The 16,722-nt window shown below is 65.2% G+C and carries 14 protein-coding genes; 7 read left to right on the top strand and 7 right to left on the bottom strand.

What is annotated here, in order from left to right; translation table 11 throughout:
• Complete coding sequence (locus tag CK489_RS38745) at positions 1-1,017, top strand: ABC transporter substrate-binding protein (protein WP_050626762.1); 1,017 nt, start codon at positions 1-3, stop codon at positions 1,015-1,017.
• Positions 1,018-1,088: 71 nt separating this feature from the next.
• Here the strand turns inward: CK489_RS38745 and CK489_RS38740 are convergent, their stop codons facing one another.
• The gene (locus CK489_RS38740) at positions 1,089-1,370 is read right to left on the bottom strand and encodes a hypothetical protein (protein WP_095736011.1); all 282 of its coding nucleotides are present in this window, start codon (positions 1,368-1,370) and stop codon (positions 1,089-1,091) included.
• 108 nt (positions 1,371-1,478) lie between these two features.
• Complete coding sequence (locus CK489_RS41135; protein ID WP_050626669.1) at positions 1,479-2,375, bottom strand: LysR family transcriptional regulator; 897 nt, start codon at positions 2,373-2,375, stop codon at positions 1,479-1,481.
• Positions 2,376-2,484: 109 nt separating this feature from the next.
• Here CK489_RS41135 and CK489_RS38720 point away from each other — a divergent pair, with 109 nt between their 5' ends.
• The 5 genes from CK489_RS38720 (at position 2,485) to ilvA (ending at position 9,458) form a co-directional block, all read left to right on the top strand.
• Positions 2,485-4,104, top strand: coding sequence for an FAD-dependent monooxygenase (locus CK489_RS38720; RefSeq protein ID WP_095736010.1), 1,620 nt, complete (start codon positions 2,485-2,487; stop codon positions 4,102-4,104).
• 11 nt (positions 4,105-4,115) lie between these two features.
• A complete protein-coding gene (locus CK489_RS38715; RefSeq protein ID WP_158226560.1) occupies positions 4,116-4,907 on the top strand; it encodes an alpha/beta fold hydrolase in 792 nt (263 codons plus the stop codon).
• A gap of 18 nt (positions 4,908-4,925) precedes the next feature.
• Positions 4,926-6,329 (top strand): MFS transporter, encoded by a 1,404-nt coding sequence (locus tag CK489_RS38710; RefSeq protein ID WP_095736008.1) that lies wholly within the window; start codon positions 4,926-4,928, stop codon positions 6,327-6,329.
• A gap of 19 nt (positions 6,330-6,348) precedes the next feature.
• The gene (locus CK489_RS38705) at positions 6,349-7,539 is read left to right on the top strand and encodes a M24 family metallopeptidase (protein ID WP_095736007.1); all 1,191 of its coding nucleotides are present in this window, start codon (positions 6,349-6,351) and stop codon (positions 7,537-7,539) included.
• 371 nt (positions 7,540-7,910) lie between these two features.
• Complete coding sequence (gene ilvA, locus CK489_RS38700) at positions 7,911-9,458, top strand: threonine ammonia-lyase, biosynthetic (protein WP_095736006.1); 1,548 nt, start codon at positions 7,911-7,913, stop codon at positions 9,456-9,458.
• Positions 9,459-9,506: 48 nt separating this feature from the next.
• On the opposite strand, the gene CK489_RS38695 is transcribed toward ilvA, so the two are convergent.
• Entirely contained in the window at positions 9,507-10,814 is a 1,308-nt protein-coding gene (locus CK489_RS38695) for an MFS transporter (RefSeq protein ID WP_095736005.1), read from the bottom strand.
• A gap of 131 nt (positions 10,815-10,945) precedes the next feature.
• Here CK489_RS38695 and CK489_RS38690 point away from each other — a divergent pair, with 131 nt between their 5' ends.
• Positions 10,946-11,944 (top strand): LysR family transcriptional regulator, encoded by a 999-nt coding sequence (locus tag CK489_RS38690; RefSeq protein WP_094193747.1) that lies wholly within the window; start codon positions 10,946-10,948, stop codon positions 11,942-11,944.
• Here CK489_RS38690 and CK489_RS38685 read toward each other — a convergent pair.
• Genes CK489_RS38685 through CK489_RS38670 form a run of 4 tightly spaced genes read right to left on the bottom strand, consistent with a single transcriptional unit; the run spans position 11,898 to position 16,555 of the window.
• Positions 11,898-12,947, bottom strand: coding sequence for an amidohydrolase family protein (locus tag CK489_RS38685; RefSeq protein WP_198961131.1), 1,050 nt, complete (start codon positions 12,945-12,947; stop codon positions 11,898-11,900). The two genes, CK489_RS38690 and CK489_RS38685, sit on opposite strands and share 47 nt — an antisense overlap.
• A complete protein-coding gene (locus CK489_RS38680) occupies positions 12,944-13,777 on the bottom strand; it encodes a citryl-CoA lyase (RefSeq protein WP_095736004.1) in 834 nt (277 codons plus the stop codon). Before CK489_RS38680 ends, CK489_RS38685 begins: the two co-directional genes overlap by 4 nt.
• A 22-nt stretch (positions 13,778-13,799) precedes the next feature.
• A complete protein-coding gene (locus tag CK489_RS38675; RefSeq protein WP_095736003.1) occupies positions 13,800-15,077 on the bottom strand; it encodes a CaiB/BaiF CoA transferase family protein in 1,278 nt (425 codons plus the stop codon).
• A gap of 20 nt (positions 15,078-15,097) precedes the next feature.
• The gene (locus CK489_RS38670) at positions 15,098-16,555 is read right to left on the bottom strand and encodes an SLC13 family permease (RefSeq protein ID WP_095736002.1); all 1,458 of its coding nucleotides are present in this window, start codon (positions 16,553-16,555) and stop codon (positions 15,098-15,100) included.
• Positions 16,556-16,722 lie beyond the last annotated feature (167 nt).

Raw genomic sequence — 16,722 nt, 5'->3', positions numbered from 1 at the left:
ATGCGGATCGAGGGCGGTCCGTTGGCCCGCAAGACCAGTCGACGGCGCTTTCTGATCGGCGCCGCGCTGGGGACTGCGGCGCTCGGTTCACCCGCAATCGCCCGGGAACGCGCCCGGCTACGGCTCGGCTATCTCCATGTCGTTGCCGTCGACGGCCAGATTCTCACCGGGCTGGACCGCGGCTCGTTCGATCGCGAGGGGATCGACTTCGATCTGGTCGAGTTCAACACCGGTTTCGAGGTGGTGCAGGCGATGGCCGCAGGCCGGCTCGATGTGCTCTCGGCCGGTGCCGTCATTTCAAGCTTGCTGCCGCGCGGCGGCTATACCGCGTTCCTTGTCAACGATGTTGAGATCGCGACCGCCCAGCTCTGGGTGCGGCCCGACAGGGGTGTGCGGACGTTCGCGGAGCTGCGCGGCAAGCGCATCGCAACCACCAAAATGAGCACCGCCCACATCTTCCTGGATCGCGCGTTGCGCGCCAACGGTCTCGCTCCGGCCGATGTCGAGATCGTGAACAGCAACATGTCCGCCGCGGTAGATGCGTTCATCGCGGGCGAGGTGCCTGCCGTGGCACTTTGGGTCCCGTTCAATGTCGTGGTGCGCGACAAGCTGCCCGGCGCCGTCAAGCTGGTGGACGCATCGGCTTACTATCCGCAGTCTGCGGTCGTCGGCGGCTGGGTCGCCCGGCAGGACTATTATGGCGCGAACCGTGACGTCTTCGCGCGGATCATCCGCGGCTGGGCCGACGCCAACGACCACATGCTCCGCAACGGCAGGGCGGTGGCCGAGACCTTGCAGAAGAAGCATTATCCGCAGGCATCGGTCGCCGACATCGAGGAGGCGCTGGCGGCGCAGAAGATGTTCTCTTCGCGGGAGTGGAAACGGCTCTACGCCGATGGCACCGTGGCCAAATGGCTGCAGCAGGTCAGCGACTTCTTCGCGACCGAGGCTCCGATCGCGGCGGCGACGCCGGCCATGCAGTATTTTGACCCGTCGCTTTATCTCTCAACGATCTAGCATCGCCGGGGACACCGGACTGGATCGTGCGGCGGCTTCAGGCGCCCGCAACGCAGGCGCGCTGCCGACGGCTAGGCCGCCATCAGGTGCTCGAGTGCAACAGCCTGCTCGCGGGTCTGGAACGCGATGGCGGTGTGCGTAAAGCCCGTCGAGGCCTGGGTCTGCGCGATGTGATTGAGGACGTCATTGCCCTTGACCACGTGCAGGTCCATTCCGGGGCCGGCCGGGAAAATGCCGAGAACGACGTCGTAGGCGTCGACGATGGCCTTCAAGGCGCCGCCCTTGTCTTCCGACGCGTCGATGAAGATACGAACATCCGCGGCGATACTACGAAGTTCGTCAAAGTCGATCACTGGAAGTCTCCCATACGCAACTCACTGATCCATCCTTGCTACAACTTGCTTACTGAAACATAAATTACGCCGGGTTCCGTGGCAGGTCGCTGCGGCGGCAAGCAGTGTTCAGGTCTTGCGCGCCGGCGCCGTCAGGATGATTCCCTCGGCGATCAGGGCGCGGCAGATCGTCTTCAGCGCGGCGATCGCTTCGCGCGTGGCGCGGCTGACCGGCCGTCCGCGCGGCAGCGCCAGGACGCGGTCGGCGTGCATCCATGGCAACAGCGCTGCCGACAGTGCTCCGGTGGTCACCTCCTGGTGAATGCCGGAAAACGGCAGCAACGCGTAGCCGAGGCCCGAGGCCACCATGCGCTTCATCGGGGTGCTGTTGTCGACCCGTACCGCGCAGAGCATGGTCGGCGGGAACGGGTTGCGGCTGAGCGGCGCCACGGCGGACGGCAGCGCGTCGAACTCCTTGCGGGTCAGCCGGCCGCGCTTCAGCAGCGGATCGCGCGGCGGTCCGATCAGGAACACCTGCTCGACGACAAGCATCTCATAGTCGAGGTGATCGTTGGGCGACGGCGTCGTCACGATCGCCAGATCGAGCTCACCGCGCAACAGGCGTTCGGATAGATTCTCGGTCAGCCCCTCATTCAACTCGAGCCGCACGCGCGGAAACTGTTTCACGAATGCCTGGGCCAGCGGCGCGTAGAGGACGTCGCCGAGACTCGGCGGCGCGCCGATCCGCACCGTGCCGCTGGGCTCGCGATTTTCCGTGCGCACCTCGGCCTTGATGTCGTCGATCGCGCCGAGCAGCCAGCGCCCCCGCGCGAGCAGCACCTTGCCGGACTCCGTGACGGAGACGCCGCGCGCACCGCGTTCGAGCAGGGCGCCGCCCAGTTCGTCTTCGAGTTCCTTGACGTGGCGGCTGAGCGCCGACTGGGCGATGTTGAGCGTGCTGGCTGCGGCGGCAAAGCCGCCACGCTCGGCGACGGCAACGAAATAGCGGATCTGCCGCAGGTCCATGATGCCAGCTCCATCTCGGATCGAGATGGATACCATATCAAACATATTCTTGTGAGATAGCAAAAAAGGAGCAGTCTTCGCCCAACGATCAAATCGAGGAGACACCAGCATGGGCATCGCCGCGGACGGGACACGCCGCACGTCAGTATTCATCGCCGGCGGCGGGCCGGTAGGCCTTGCGATGTCGCTGCTGCTCGATCGCTTCGGCATCGACTGCGTGGCGGTCGAGAAGAGCTCGACGACAACGGATCATCCGAAGTCGCGCGGCTGCTGGGTCCGCACCATGGAGATCTTCCGGCAGTGGGGCATCGAGCAGGCGATCCGCGACCGCGGCCTGCAGGACAACTCCGACATGTTCGTGTTCCTCGACAGCATCGCGGGGCACGAGTTCGGCCGCACCCGCCCCGAGCCGAATGTCGGTCACACGCCCGCCTGGAAAAGCCTGGTCGCCCAGGATGCCGTCGAGGAAGAGATCCTGCGTGTGGTCGAGAAGTCAAAACACGCCACGGTGCTGTTCAGCACGGAATGTGAATCATTCGAGGAGACCAACAGCGGCGTCAACGTCACGACGCGCTGTCAGAAGACCGGCGAGGTAACTCATTGGACGGCAACTTACTTGATCGCCGCCGATGGCGCCGGCAGCCAGACGCGGCGCAGCGCGGGGATCGACATGGTCGGGCCCTCGACGCTGGCGGTGATGTCCAATGAATATTGGCGCGCCGATCTGTCGCGGCTGCCGATCGCGCGCGAGGCCGCCGGCTTCATCATCGTCCCGGACACGCCCGCTCTGCCGCGCGCCGGCATCCTGAACACCAACGGCCGGGATCGCTGGCTGACCGTGACGCAGATCGGCCTGACCAAGGACGATCGCGAGCGGCCGTGGACCGACCAGGAGTTCATCGAGATCGCGCGCGGCCATGTCGGCATTCCCGACCTCGACGTCACGCTTCTGAACCGGTCGATCTGGCGCGTCAGCATGCAGGTCGCCGAGACCTTTCGAAAGGGCCGGGTGTTTCTGGTCGGCGACTGCGCCCACCGGTTTCCGCCGACCGGCGGCTTCGGTCTGAACTCCGGCGTTCAGGACGCGCACAATCTCGCCTGGAAGCTCGCCTTCGTGCTGAAGGGTCTCGCGGACGAAAAGCTGCTCGACAGCTATTCCAGCGAGCGCCGCCCGATCGCGCAGTCCAACGCCAATTTCAGCTATGGCAACCGGCTCCGCTTTGGGCTGACCGACGACGCCGTGCGATCGCGCAATCCGGACCGGATCAAATTCTGGATCAACGACATGGACAATCATCTGCACAGCATCGGCCAGAACCTTGGACATAATTACGAGGAGGGCGCGGTGATCCCCGACGGCACCGTCGCGAAGGCGCTGAACTCCCGCTACTACACGCCGACCGACCGGCCCGGCGCGCGCTTTCCGCATATGTGGCTCGAGCCGTCGCGCAAGACATCGACGCTCGACTGGTTCGACAAGGAATTCACCGTCGTCACCGGCCCGCTCGGCAGCGAGTGGCTGGAGGCGGGAAGGCAGGTGTCGGAAAAGACCCGCCTGCCGCTCTCGCTGAAACAGTTGCCGTCAGCCGACCCGGCGGACGGATTCCAGCTCGGCATGCGCGGCGCCGTGCTGGTGCGCCCCGACGGGCATGTGGCGTGGCGCATGCCATGGCTGCCGTCGGACCCGGCGAAGGAACTGGCCGGCGCGCTCTCGACACTGCTGCATTAGGGAGATCTCCGATGCAATCGCTCGAAGCGAACGGCGTCGTCACGGCGTTTGAGAGAAGTGGACGTGGCGAGCCGATCGTACTGCTGCATGGCGGCGAGGCCGATCATTCGATGTTCGATGGCCTTGCGCCTCAACTGGCGGCGCAATTCACCGTGATCGCCTATGACCAGCGCGATTCCGGCGCAACCAGAAATCCGCCGTCATCCTACTCGCTGGCCGATCTGGCCGACGATGCCGCCGCCTTGATCACGGGGCTCGGCCATGATCGCGCCCATGTCTTCGGAACCTCGCTCGGCGGCCAGATCGCGCAAGTGCTGGCGGCGCGCCATCCCGGCAGGATCGACCGCCTGATCCTGAGCAGCACCTGGAAGGTCAACAAAAGCCCGCTGGACGTCAACGCGGATGCGTTCCGTACGCTCGCGTCGTACCGCAGCGACACCGCAGGCAACGCGCCGAAGATTGCGGAGTTCTTCTTCCCGCCGGAGTACCTGCGCGCCCGGCCCGAGCTGATCGATATCTTCCGTGGCTCGACCCGCGACGACGGCCAGAAGGCGCGACGCGGCGCGCTGCTCGCGCAACCTGTTGCCGCCGACCTGGCAGGCTTCGATCGCCCGACGCTGCTGCTGGTGGGCGGCGACGACCGGCTGATCCCGAATGCAGAGACATTCGCACTCGCGCGCGATCTTGCGCACGTCGAGACCAGGACCATCCCGAACGCGGGCCACGTCGCGTCGATCCAGGCGCCCGGGCGGGTGGCGGAAGCGGTGACTGCATTTCTGAGTTCAAAAAAGAAGGCCGCTTGACAACGACAGGGGGAGACCATGGAGCAGACGAACGCCGTGCCGTTCGACGAAGCGCCGGTGACGACGCGCTATTGGCTATCGATCATCATCTTCGCCATCTCCGGCGTGGTCGATTTCTTTGATTTCTTCGTGGTCGGGTTTCTGGTCTCGGTGCTGGCGCCGAAATGGCACCTGACGTTCGGGCAGACCTCGATCATGCTGATGAGCGCCGGGATCGGGGCGATGCTCGGGGCGTTCGCCGCCGGAATCCTCGCCGATCGTTTCGGGCGCAAGCCGCTGGCGGTGGCGGGCGTTATGGTGTGCGGCCTGACCTCGGGCGCGATCGCGTTCATTCCGGAAGACGGCTGGGTTGCGTTTGCGATCCTGCGCTTCTTCGTCGGCTTCGGCCTTGCCGCGGGTGCGGCGGCGGCGGTTCCTGCCATCGTCGAATTCGCTCCGACCCGTCATCGCACGCTGGTCACGAGTCTCGTGGTCGTGCCGGTCGCCTTCGGCGTGCTGTCGGCGTCGGTCACGGCGAGCTTCCTGCTGCCGCTGGTCGGCTGGCGCGGATTGGCGGCGGTCGGCTTCCTGCCGATCATCCTCGGAATCCTGACCATGATCATCATGCCGGAATCGCCGCGCTGGCTGATCAGCAAGGGCCGCGTGCGCGAGGCGCAGGCGAGCATCCGGAAACTCTACCGGGTCGGCGGCGACGCGTTCGCCTTGCCCACGTTGCCGCCGGCGAGCTCCGCAACATTTGCCGATCTCTTTGCCGAGCAGCGGCGGTTCTGGTTGACGGTGCTGGTCTGGTTCGGCGCCAGCACGGCGAACTACGGCGTGTTCCTGTGGGGGCCGACGATCGTGGCGCTGCTGCTCGGCGTCGCGCCCCAGGAGGCGGCCAAGATGTTCATCTATGTCAGCCTCGCCGGCGTCCTCGGCCGGACCGGCTTTGCCTTTCTGGCACATCGGATCGGCCGCAAGCCGTGCGGTCAGTTGATGGGCTACGGCACCGCGGTCACGCTGGCGCTCGCCGCCTATTTCCACAGCGACTTTGCCGGCTCGGTGCCGCTGTTCCTGGTCTTCTTGATAATCGGCGCGTTGTTCTTCGATGGTGGATTTTCCAACATCGGGCCCTATCCCGCGGAAATCTTCCCGGTTCAGCTGTCGGGGCGCGCAGTCGGGCTTGCCCAGCTCTCCAATGGCGTTGGCAAGATCGTCGGCCCACTGTGCCTCGCGTTGATCGCGGGTGCGGACAATCTGGTGCATCCGAGCGCAACCGCCGCGGCGGTGATGCCGGCGTTCTGCTTTCTTGCCGGTGCCGGCCTGCTGATCGGGCTTGCCTTCACGTTCCTCGGCGTCGAACCGCACGGCCGCCCGGTGGCCTTGTTCGGCGAGAACGCAGGCGCCGCACCGAAATCGTTGGCCGCGAAGACGGCAAGTTGACAAGACGAAGGGTCATATCATGGACAATGCGCACGACAACATCGCAACCACGGCGCCGTTCGACACCGCGAAGCTCGACCGGCTGATGGACGAGGCGGGGCTCGACATCCTGATCGCAACCTCGCGCCACAATGTGCAGTATTTGCTTGGCGGCTATCGCTTCTTTTTCTTCGATGTCATGGAGGCGATCGGCACTAGCCGCTATCTGCCGGTGTTCGTCTATCAGAAGGGGCATCCGGAGAATGCGATCTACATCGGCAACCGCATGGAGAAGTTCGAGCACGATCTCGGACGGATATGGACGCCGCTGGTCAAGATGGGCAGCTGGGGGACGATCGATGCGATGGGCCTCGCGATCGATCATGTGCGGAAGCTCGGGGCTACGGCAAAGCGTGTCGGCATCGAGGCAAGCTTCCTGCCGGCCGATGCCAGGGATCATCTGCGTGCCGGACTCGACGATGCCGAACTGCGCGAAGCCCATTTCACCCTGGAACGGCTTCGCGCCGTAAAATCTCCCGCCGAACTCGATCTCATCAGGGAAGCCTCTGAACGGGTGGTCGATGCGATGCTGGCGACGTTCAGCAGCTGCGTGCCAGGCATGACCAAGAACGACATCGTCGCTCGTCTGCGGCATGAGGAACACGCGCGCGATCTGGTGTTTGAATACTGCCTGATTGCCGGCGGCAAGAGCCATAACCGCGCGCCGTCGAACCAGCTTCTTGCGGCGGGTGACGTGATTTCGATCGATTCCGGCGGAAACTACCGGGGCTATATCGGCGATCTCAGCCGCATGGGCATCCTGGGTGAGCCCGACAGCGAACTTCGCGACTTGCTGAGCGAAGTCGAGAACATCCAGCAGGCCGCCCGGCGGGTGATCCGGCCGGGCGCGATGGGTGGTGACATCATCGTGGCGGGTGAGGCAGCCGTCGCATCTTCACCGCACCGTACCGTGCTTGACTATACCGCTCACGGAATTGGATTGGTCAGCCACGAAGCCCCCCGTCTGACCGCAACCGGTCCGGTGCCCTATGCGCCGTATGACGCCGACCGGCCGCTTGAGCGGGGAATGGTGATCTCGGTCGAAACCGCGCTGCTGCATCCGGTGCGCGGCTACATCAAGCTCGAGGACACGCTGATTGTCTCCGAAACGGGCTGGGAAGCCCCCGGAGATCATGGTCGGGGGTGGAATTCATCGCGTCTCGTGGCGTGAACCGGGCAACGCCAGGGCCGCATTTTTGGACGGGTCGCCGATTGAGCCTGCGGTGCCGGAGGCGCTTGTTGAGTGATTTCGGAATATTAGAAATATATCCCTGAATTGCCCGACGTTTCAAGTTGCCCGGCCGCCGCCTGCTTTGCATGGGGTTGTTTTCGATATTTTTGGCGGCGCCCCCTGCGACGGCCCGGACGTGCGCTCGGCCAGGCGAGTGATCCGGCGGTCTTTGCTTCACTCGCGCCTCCGGTCATGCGATGCTTCGAGCAGGATGTAGCGACGGTCCCGTGCCGTCTGCTCGCCAGGTCGGCGCCGACGATGGGCAGGTGCAACCGATAAGGATTGCCCGCCCATCGCCAGAAGCATACCAGATGACCGCTACCGCCAACGCGCTCCGCGACTACGCCCAAAGCATCCTGACCGCCCGGGTCTATGACGTGGCGGTCGAGACGCCGCTCGATCCCATGCCGCGGCTTTCGGAGCGATTGTCACGATCCGTGTTGCTGAAGCGGGAGGATTTCCAGCCGATCTTCTCGTTCAAGCTTCGCGGTGCCTACAACAAGATCGTCAGGCTGCCGGACGCGCAGCGCAAGTTGGGCGTGATCTGCGCGTCGGCGGGCAATCACGCCCAGGGCGTGGCGCTGTCGGCCCGCAAGCTCGGTATTCCCGCGACGATCGTGATGCCGAGGACGACGCCCGCCATCAAGGTCGAAGCCGTGCGGCGTCTGGGCGGTGACGTCGTCCTGCATGGCGACACCTTTGACGATGCGCAAACCAAGGCCAGGGAGATCGAGGTCGCGCGCGGCCTGACCTTCGTGCATCCGTTCGACGATCCGGACGTGATTGCCGGCCAGGGCACCGTCGGGATGGAGATCCTGCGGCAGCATCCGGATCCGATCGAGGCCATCTTCGTGCCGATCGGCGGGGGCGGGCTGGCGGCCGGCGTCGCCGCCTTCGTGAAATTCCTCAATCCCTCGATCAAGGTCGTCGGCGTGGAGCCGGCGGACGCCGCGTCGATGGCGGCCGCGCTCGCCAAGGACAGCGTTGTCGCGCTGGATCAGGTCGGGCTGTTCGCCGACGGTGTCGCCGTCCGCAAGGTCGGCGCGGAGACGTTCCGGCTCTGCCGCGACCTGCTCGATGAGGTCGTCACGGTGGATACCGACGCGATGTGCGCGGCGATCAAGGATATCTTCGACGACGTGCGATCGGTTGCCGAGCCCTCCGGGGCGTTGGCGCTTGCCGGGCTGAAGGCCTATGCCGAGCGTGGCGCGCTGAGCGACGGCAGCCTGGTCGCCGTCAACAGCGGCGCCAATCTGAACTTCGACCGGCTGCGCACCATCGCCGATCGCGCCGAGGTCGGCGAGCATCGCGAAGCATTGCTTGCGGTCACCGTGCCGGAGAAGCCTGGCAGCTACCGGCACTTCATCCGCATCCTCGGCTCGCGCGCCATCACCGAGTTCAACTACCGCTTTGCCGAGACCACCGCGCCGGCGCAGCTCTTCGTCGGCATCGCGCTGAGCCGCGGCGAGGCCGAGAAGCGGGAGGTGATGGAGCTGCTTCGCCGCGAAGGCTATCCGATCCTGGATCTGAGCGATAACGAGATGGCCAAGGACCATGTGCGCTACATGGTCGGCGGTCGCGCGCCGCTGCTCAGGGACGAAGTGATCTACCGCTTCGAGTTTCCGGAGCGGCCCGGCGCGCTGCTGAAATTCCTCGAGAGCTTGGCGCCGGACTGGAACATCTCGCTGTTCCACTACCGCAATCACGGCGCCGACTACGGACGCATCCTGGCGGGGATCGAGGTCAAGCCGCAGGAGCGCGCCCGGTTCGTTCAAGCGCTGGATGCACTCGGCTATCCCTACTGGAACGAGAGCGAGAATCCGGCCTATCGGCTGTTCCTCTCGGCCGAGCAGGGATGACGCGGCGCGCGTCTCTGGATGGCGGGTCGCGAGACGCTCCAACCGTGCTCACATCTTGCCAGCGACCAGTTTGAGCGAGCCGGCAATTCCCGTCGCGACCACAAGGATCGCAGCCATCCCGATCATGCCGGCATTGAATGAGCCCGTCGCATCCTTCAGGAAGCCGACCATGTAGGGGCCTACGAAGCCGCCGAACGCACCAACCGAGTTAATGAACGCGATGCCTCCGGCGGCCGCGGCACCGGTCAGGAAGCTCTGCGGTATCGTGTAGAACACCGTTCGTGCCGAAATCGTGCCGACCAGCGCCAGCGTCAGGCAGGCGAGCGCCGGAACAAGCGAGCTGAAGGCCACGGAGAGCGCAAGCCCAAGGGCGCCTAGGATCAGCGCGGCCATCAGGTTGTAGATCTTCTGGCCCTTGCGATCGACGAGACGCGCCCAAAACAGCATGCCGATGGTTGCGAACAGGTAGGGAATGGCCGAGAGCCAACCGACCTGCATGTTGCTCAGACCGTGGCTCTTCAGGATCAATGGCAGCCAGATGCCGATGCCGTAGGAGCCGATCGTGAAGGCGAAGGTGATCGCGGTGAGCATCAGCACGCGGATATCCTGCATGGCGGCCCACAAATCCTTCTTGGGCTTGTCGTGCTTGTCGCTGGCGAGGGCGCCGAGCAGCGCATGCCGCTCCTCGGGTGTGAGCCAGCGGGCCTGCTCGGGCGTGTCGGCGAGCAGCAAGAGACAGAGAACCCCGAGCAGGCAGGCCGGAAGCCCTTCGAGCAGGAACATCCATTGCCAGCCTGCGAGCCCCCAGAATCCGTCCATGCCGAGCAGGGCCGCCGAGATTGGACTGCCGAGCAGCGAGGAGAGCGGCGTCGCGGCCATGAACAGGGCGAGCACGCCGGTGCGGTGCTTCTGCGGAAACCAGATCGAGAGGTACCAGATCACACCCGGGAAGAAGCCGGCCTCGAACACGCCGAGCAGAAAGCGGATCGCGTAGAAGCTGTAGGGTCCCACCGCGAACGCGGTCGCCGCCGCTGCAAGGCCCCAGGTGATCATGATGCGGGCCAGCCAGCGCCGGGCGCCGAACCGGTACATCATCATGTTGCTGGGGACTTCCAGCAGGCAGTAGCTGAAGAACAGGATGCCGGCGCCCCAGCCGAATTGGGTGGCGCTGAGACCGATATCCTTGTTCATTTGCAGCGCAGCAAAGCCGACGCTGGTGCGGTCGAGATAGTTGAAGAGATAGGCGAGGCCCAGCAGCGGAACGAGGCGCCAGGTGTTCTTGGAAAGGGCGCTCGCGAGCAACCCTGCATCCGGATGGTCTTCCGTCGACGATCCGTTGGCCGTGATCTCGGTCATCCGCCGATCCTCCCCTGCATGTCCGGCCGGTTACCCTGAGGGGTACCGGCTGTGTTAGGGTCAGAGATGCCAGAAAGAGCGGACAGCGGTCCAATCGCTAATGTTCAAGAACCGATAACCGGGAGGAAGAAGTGGACCTTCGCGACCTCACCTATTTCGAGGTGATTGCCGATCTCGGCCACATGGGCCGGGCCGCCGACAAGCTTGGCCGCACCCAGCCTGCGCTGACCAAATGCATCCAGCGTCTCGAAGAGGCGGTGGGCGCCGATCTGTTCGAGCGGACCGGGCGCGGGATCACGCTGACGCGGGTCGGCGAAGTGCTGCTGGCGCGGGCCCGGCGGATGCGCGAGGCGATGGAGGAGTCGTTGCGCGAGGTCACCGATTTCGCTGCCGGTGCGGCCGGCCGCGTCAGCATCGGCTGCGGCGCGACCATGGGCGAGTACCTGCTGCCCCAGATCTGCCGCGCCATCATCGCCGACGCACCGGGCGTCGCGATCGAGGTGCAGATCGGAATGAGCGGCGTGGTCCGGGCGGCGCTGCGCGAGCGGACCCTCGATCTTGCGATCGGCCCGATCCTGCCCTCCGACGAGCAGGAGTTCAGTCACGAGGCGTTCGGCATGGACGACGTCGTCGTGGTCGCGGCAAAGGAGCATCCGCTTTGCGGCAAGCCGCTCGCCATCGAGGATCTGGTCGCCGCGAAATGGGTGCTGCCGGCCCGCACCGTCGCGATGCGCCAGTGGCTGGACAACGTGTTCGAGGCGCACGGTCTTGCCCCGCCGACGGTGCAGATCGAGACCAATTCGATCACGACGCTGCCCAAGCTGATCGCCGACACGGCGCTGCTCAGCTTCACATCAACGCGGAACCTGCATCCGCTTCGGCTGGGCAGCCAGCTCGACCGCCTGATGATCGACACCACCACGATGCGAAGGCCGCTGGGTTTCGTCACCCGCCGGGATGGCTATTTGTCTCCAGCCGCGCAGCGCGTCGTCAGCCTGCTCAAATCCAGGGGGCGTGACTTTCTCGAACAGGTCACGTTACCAGGCATGACGGATGCCGCGGCCACCGCGCCGGCCATCGTCGTCAACCGGGCAGAGCGAGTCCATAAACGCGCGCGGCAGTCCCACTGAACAGGCTCGCACGATCGCTCTCGCTGGCATGGCGCGTCAGGCGCTTGAACGCATTCCACACCGATCCATAGCCATACGAGCCCTTGTCGACCGGAAAGTTGCTCTCGAACATGCATCGTTGCGCGCCGAATGCCTCGATGCAGACCTCGATATAGGGCCGCCAGGCCTCTGCGAGGACTTCCGACGCCGGCGGCGCGTCCCGCGTCTCGAAACCAAATCCGTTGATGCGCATGCCAAGGCCGCCGAGCTTGACGCAGACATTCGTGCAGCTCGCAAGCTCGCGGATCGCGCGCGACCATTCGGCGAAGATGTCGGCGCGGCGATCCTTGTAGGCGCCGATCCCGACGACCCCGCCGAGATGGTCGAGCACAACAGTGGTGTATGGATAAGCCCACGCGAGCGCGGTCAGTTCAGGAATTTGCGGGTGGAACAGCCATGCGTCGAACACCAGCCCCAATGGCGCCAACCGCGCGAACCCGGCGCGAAACGCGGCATCGCCGAGCAGCCCGGGCGGACCGGCGCTCAGCGGATTCATCAGGCTTCGATCCGCATCCCACACGGTGATATGCCGGACGCCGCGAAACCGGTCCGGCGCGGCGGCGATGTGGGCCTCGAGCACCGGCGTCACGTCGTCTCCAAGACGCAGATCGGCGTGACCGACGATTCCGGCACAAAGCCGCCGCGGTCCGTAATTGCCGCTCGCGCTCATGGCCGCGACGCCGTTGACGAAATCGGTCTCGCCGACGACCCGCATCGCGGCCGGTCCATCGGCCCGGTACATCGCCTGGCACTGCATGAAGACGCTCGCCGCGACGTTGTGGCCGCTGCCGGCGATATCAGCGAGATATTCATCGAACAGATACCTCCAGCCTTGCCGCTCCCAGAGATGATGGTGGGCATCGATGATCGGCAGCTCGGGTTCGAGCGCAGCCTCGCGGCCTCGCGCCAGCCATTCCGGCCGAACGGCAAGATAGTTGCCGCCTCCCACCGGCGATGCGATCACTTCACGAAATCCCGCGGAACCGGTCCGGTGTAGCGATAGGGGATGCCGGGCGGCATCGGTCCCTTGATCCGGCCCCCCTGCTGCGATTGCTCCCAGGCATGCGCAAGGATGCCGACGGAACGCGAAAGGATGAACAGGCCGCGTCCGAGCGCTGGCGAAAAGCCCAGCTCCGAATAGATGACGGCGGTCGCGCCGTCGATGTTCATGGGAATCTTGCGGCCTTTGCGCCGCTGCATCTCGTCCTCGACGCCACGGCCGATCTCGGCGAAGCGTCCGGACACCACGCCGTTGTCGCGCGCCGCGTCGACGAGCTCGAGCAGCCGCGGCGAGCGCGGATCGACGGGGTGAAAGCGGTGTCCGAAGCCGGGAACGATCTTGCCATTTGCCGCGGCAAAATCGTCGAGGCCCTGCTGGATGGCTGTCTTCAGCTCGACGCCTGCGTCCTGGCGACGCGCGATATCGGCGTACAGCTCCATGCATTGCTCGCCGGCGCCGCCGTGAATATCGTCCAGCACGTTGATGGCCGAGGCCATCGCGCCATTCAAGGGAAGTCCGCAGGTCACGGCCATTCGTCCGATCGCGATCGATGGCGCCTGGGGACCGTGATCCACGGCGGAGACCAGCGCGGCCTCGAGCAGCGCGCCTTGCTCTGACGATGGGAGATCGCCCTTCAGCATCAGCCAGATCATTTGCGGGAACGAGACCCGGCCGATCAGTTGCTCGATCGGGAAGCCGCGGAACCGGATCACACCCGGCTTCATGTCGATGATGTCGGTCGACCACCATTGGGTGGCCTTTTGCAGCAGGTCTGCGGCGCCTTGGTCGGTCATGGCATCTGTCCTCAATTGCATCTCAGGTGCTTGAAGTCTCGGCGCGGGCTTTCAGGTCCGGCATCCTGATGGTCTCCTTCACCGTCGGCCGGTTGTCGAAGGCGACGACGCCGCGCTGGCCGAGCGCCTGTATCTCGTCAGGCGTGAAGCCGAGCTGTCCGAGCCATTTCTCGGTGTGCTGGCCGAGGCTGGGTGGAGGAGACGGCTCCGGATAGTCCGTCTCGAGCCGGAAGCCCGGGCGCGTGACGCGCATCGCCTGGCCGCCCGAGACCTCAGCCTTCAGGCTCTCGACGAACTTGCGGCCGACGATCTGGGCTTCGTTCAGCACCTGCGGCACGCTCAGGACGCATCCCGCCGGCACGCCCTTGGCGTTGAACAACGTCTCCCATTCGGCCGCGGATTTAGCGGCGAGCGCGGCCTCGAGCTCGCGCTTCAAGGCGACGCGGTAGTCCTTGCGCGACTGCCGCTCGCGAAACAGCGGATCGGTCTTCAGCTCCGGCTTTCCCACGATGTCGCAGAGCGCTTCGAACTGCTTCTGTTCGTTGGCCGCGATGTTGAGCGGTCCGCAGCCCGTCGCGAACGTGCCGGAGGGAGATGCCGTGAAATTCTCGTTGCCGATCGGCTGCGGATCGACATTGCCGTTGAGGTGGTTGGAGACGACCCAACCCATCGCGGCCAAAGTCGATTCCAGCAGCGAGACGTCGATCTTCCGTCCGCGCCCGGTCTGCCGCTGCTCGACGAGGGCGGCCGTGATCGCAAAGGATGCGGTGAGGCCCGCGATCGTGTCGGCGATCGGAAAGCCGGTGCGGAGCGGCGCGGTTTGGGCATCGCCGGTGACACTCATGACACCGGAAAGTCCTTGAACGATCTGATCGTAGGCGGGCCGGCCGGCCCACGGGCCGTCCTGGCCGAAGCCCGAGATCGCGCAGTAGATGATCCGCGGGTTGCGCTTGGCGAGCACCTCGTAGCCGAGTCCCAGCCGTTCCATGACCTTCGGCCGGAAGTTCTCCAGCACGACGTCGGCGGTTTCGACGAGGCGCAGGAAGATCTCCTTGCCTTCTTCGGCCTTGAAATCGATCGCGACGGACTGCTTGTCCGCGTTCACGGCGACGAACGACAGGCCCATCAGGTTCTTCGCCATCGCCGGATCGGCGCCGAGCCGCCGTGCGAGATCGCCGCCCTTTGGATTTTCGACCTTGATGACCTCGGCGCCGAGGCGGGCGAGCTGATAGCCGCAGAACGGCCCGGCAAGCACGTTCGACAGGTCGAGGATACGAATGCCGGCGAGAGGCAGTGTCATAGGTGTTCTCCGGATGATGATCAGACGAGCCCGAGCCAGTGCCACCAGGTCGCGGCGCACAGGGCATAGAGCAGGCAGGCGGCGATGCAGACGATCACGCCGACCCGCGGGAAGTCCTCGACACGCAATCGGCCGGTGCCGTAGACGAGGATGTTCGGCAGCGTGTTGTAGAACATCAGCAGCGGGTAGCCGCCGATGATCATGCCGGCCGGCAGCGCCAGCGCGACGGGATTGACGCCCGCGGTCGTTGCCATCGCCAGGATGATCGGCAATAGCGCGGTCGCCATGGCGGTCGTGCCGACAAACATGATGTGCATGAATTGCACGATGAACATCACGACCACGATGACGACCAGCGCCGATGCACCGGCGAGGCCAAGCGCATGGAAGATTGAATTTGCCAGCCAGTTGGCGGCACCGGTCTTGAGCAGGATATCGCCGAGCGATACGCCGCCGCCGGCGATCAGCAGCACCTGCCAGGACACGCCCTTGTTGGCGTCGCTCCAGTCGATCACGCCGAAGCGCGGCAGGAACAGCAGGCAGGCGCCCATCAGGCACACCACCGTGGTGTCGAGCCCGGTCAGACCCTGCGTCGCCCACAGGCAGGTCACCAGCACGAACACCGCGAGAGCGCGCCATTCGGCTGACGACATCTGGCCCATGGCGGCGAGATTCTGTGAGATCCGTGCGTCGGCCTGGTCGTGGCCGGCCGCGAATTCCGGCGGAAACACCCGCTGGATGACCCACCAGGTGAACATGGTCATCACCAGGGCCGGCGGGAATCCGTACAGCAGCCATTCGGCATAGGTGATGGTGTGGCCGCTCATCTTGGCGACGAACTCGACCGTCACGGGGTTTGGTACCGTCGCCGTCAATACGCCGGCGCCGATCGTCGCGTTGGTCATCGTCAGCGTGAGCAGAAGGTTGATCGCGAATGGCGAACGGGCTGCCGCGCCGAAGATCGTCAGGATGCTGAGGCATTCCGGCAGCAGGATTGCGGTGCGCGCGGTCGACGATGGAACGAGAAAGGCGAGCGCGATATTGACCAGCGTCACGCCGAGCGTTATCCGCGTCGGCGCGCTGCCGAACTTCGCAAGAATGATATAGGTGATGCGCTCGGCAAGCCGGGTCTTCACCATCGCGGTCGCGAGGATGAAGGCGCCGACGATCAGATACACGGGTGACGCGGCAAAGCCGTCGAGCGCGGTTCGAAGCGGCGCTGTTCCGGTCAGCACCGCGAGCGGCACGACCATCAGGCTGGCGACGGCCAGCGGGATCGCTTCGGTCAGATAGAGCACGAAAATGCCGCCGAACAGCGCCAGTGCCTTGTGTCCCTGCAAGGACAGCGTCTCCGGGGTCGGGCTGAACCAGACGGCGGCGGCGACGACAAGGGCGAGGGGAACGCCGATTGCCTTCAGCGTCGCCTCCAGCGAACGCGGCGCGCCTTCACTGGTCTCCGCGTGAGCGTGAGATGACACGTGTTTTCTCCCTGTCGAAGCATGCGGCGATGGATCGGTGCCATCACGGATTTGGAGCCGTGCTTCGCGATGGGATTAGCCCGCGGGTCGAACCAGCGTCCAATTGCAAGTTTTCAGGAGACGATAACCCGCGGGAATGTGCTCGGCCGGCACGACGCCGCCCTTGC

This window comes from Bradyrhizobium sp. UFLA03-84 (assembly GCF_002289535.1).
In the GTDB taxonomy this organism is placed as follows: Bacteria; Pseudomonadota; Alphaproteobacteria; order Rhizobiales; family Xanthobacteraceae; genus Bradyrhizobium; species Bradyrhizobium viridifuturi.
The sequence above is the reverse complement of the archived record's forward strand: the minus strand, read 5'-3'. Positions and strand labels throughout refer to the sequence as shown.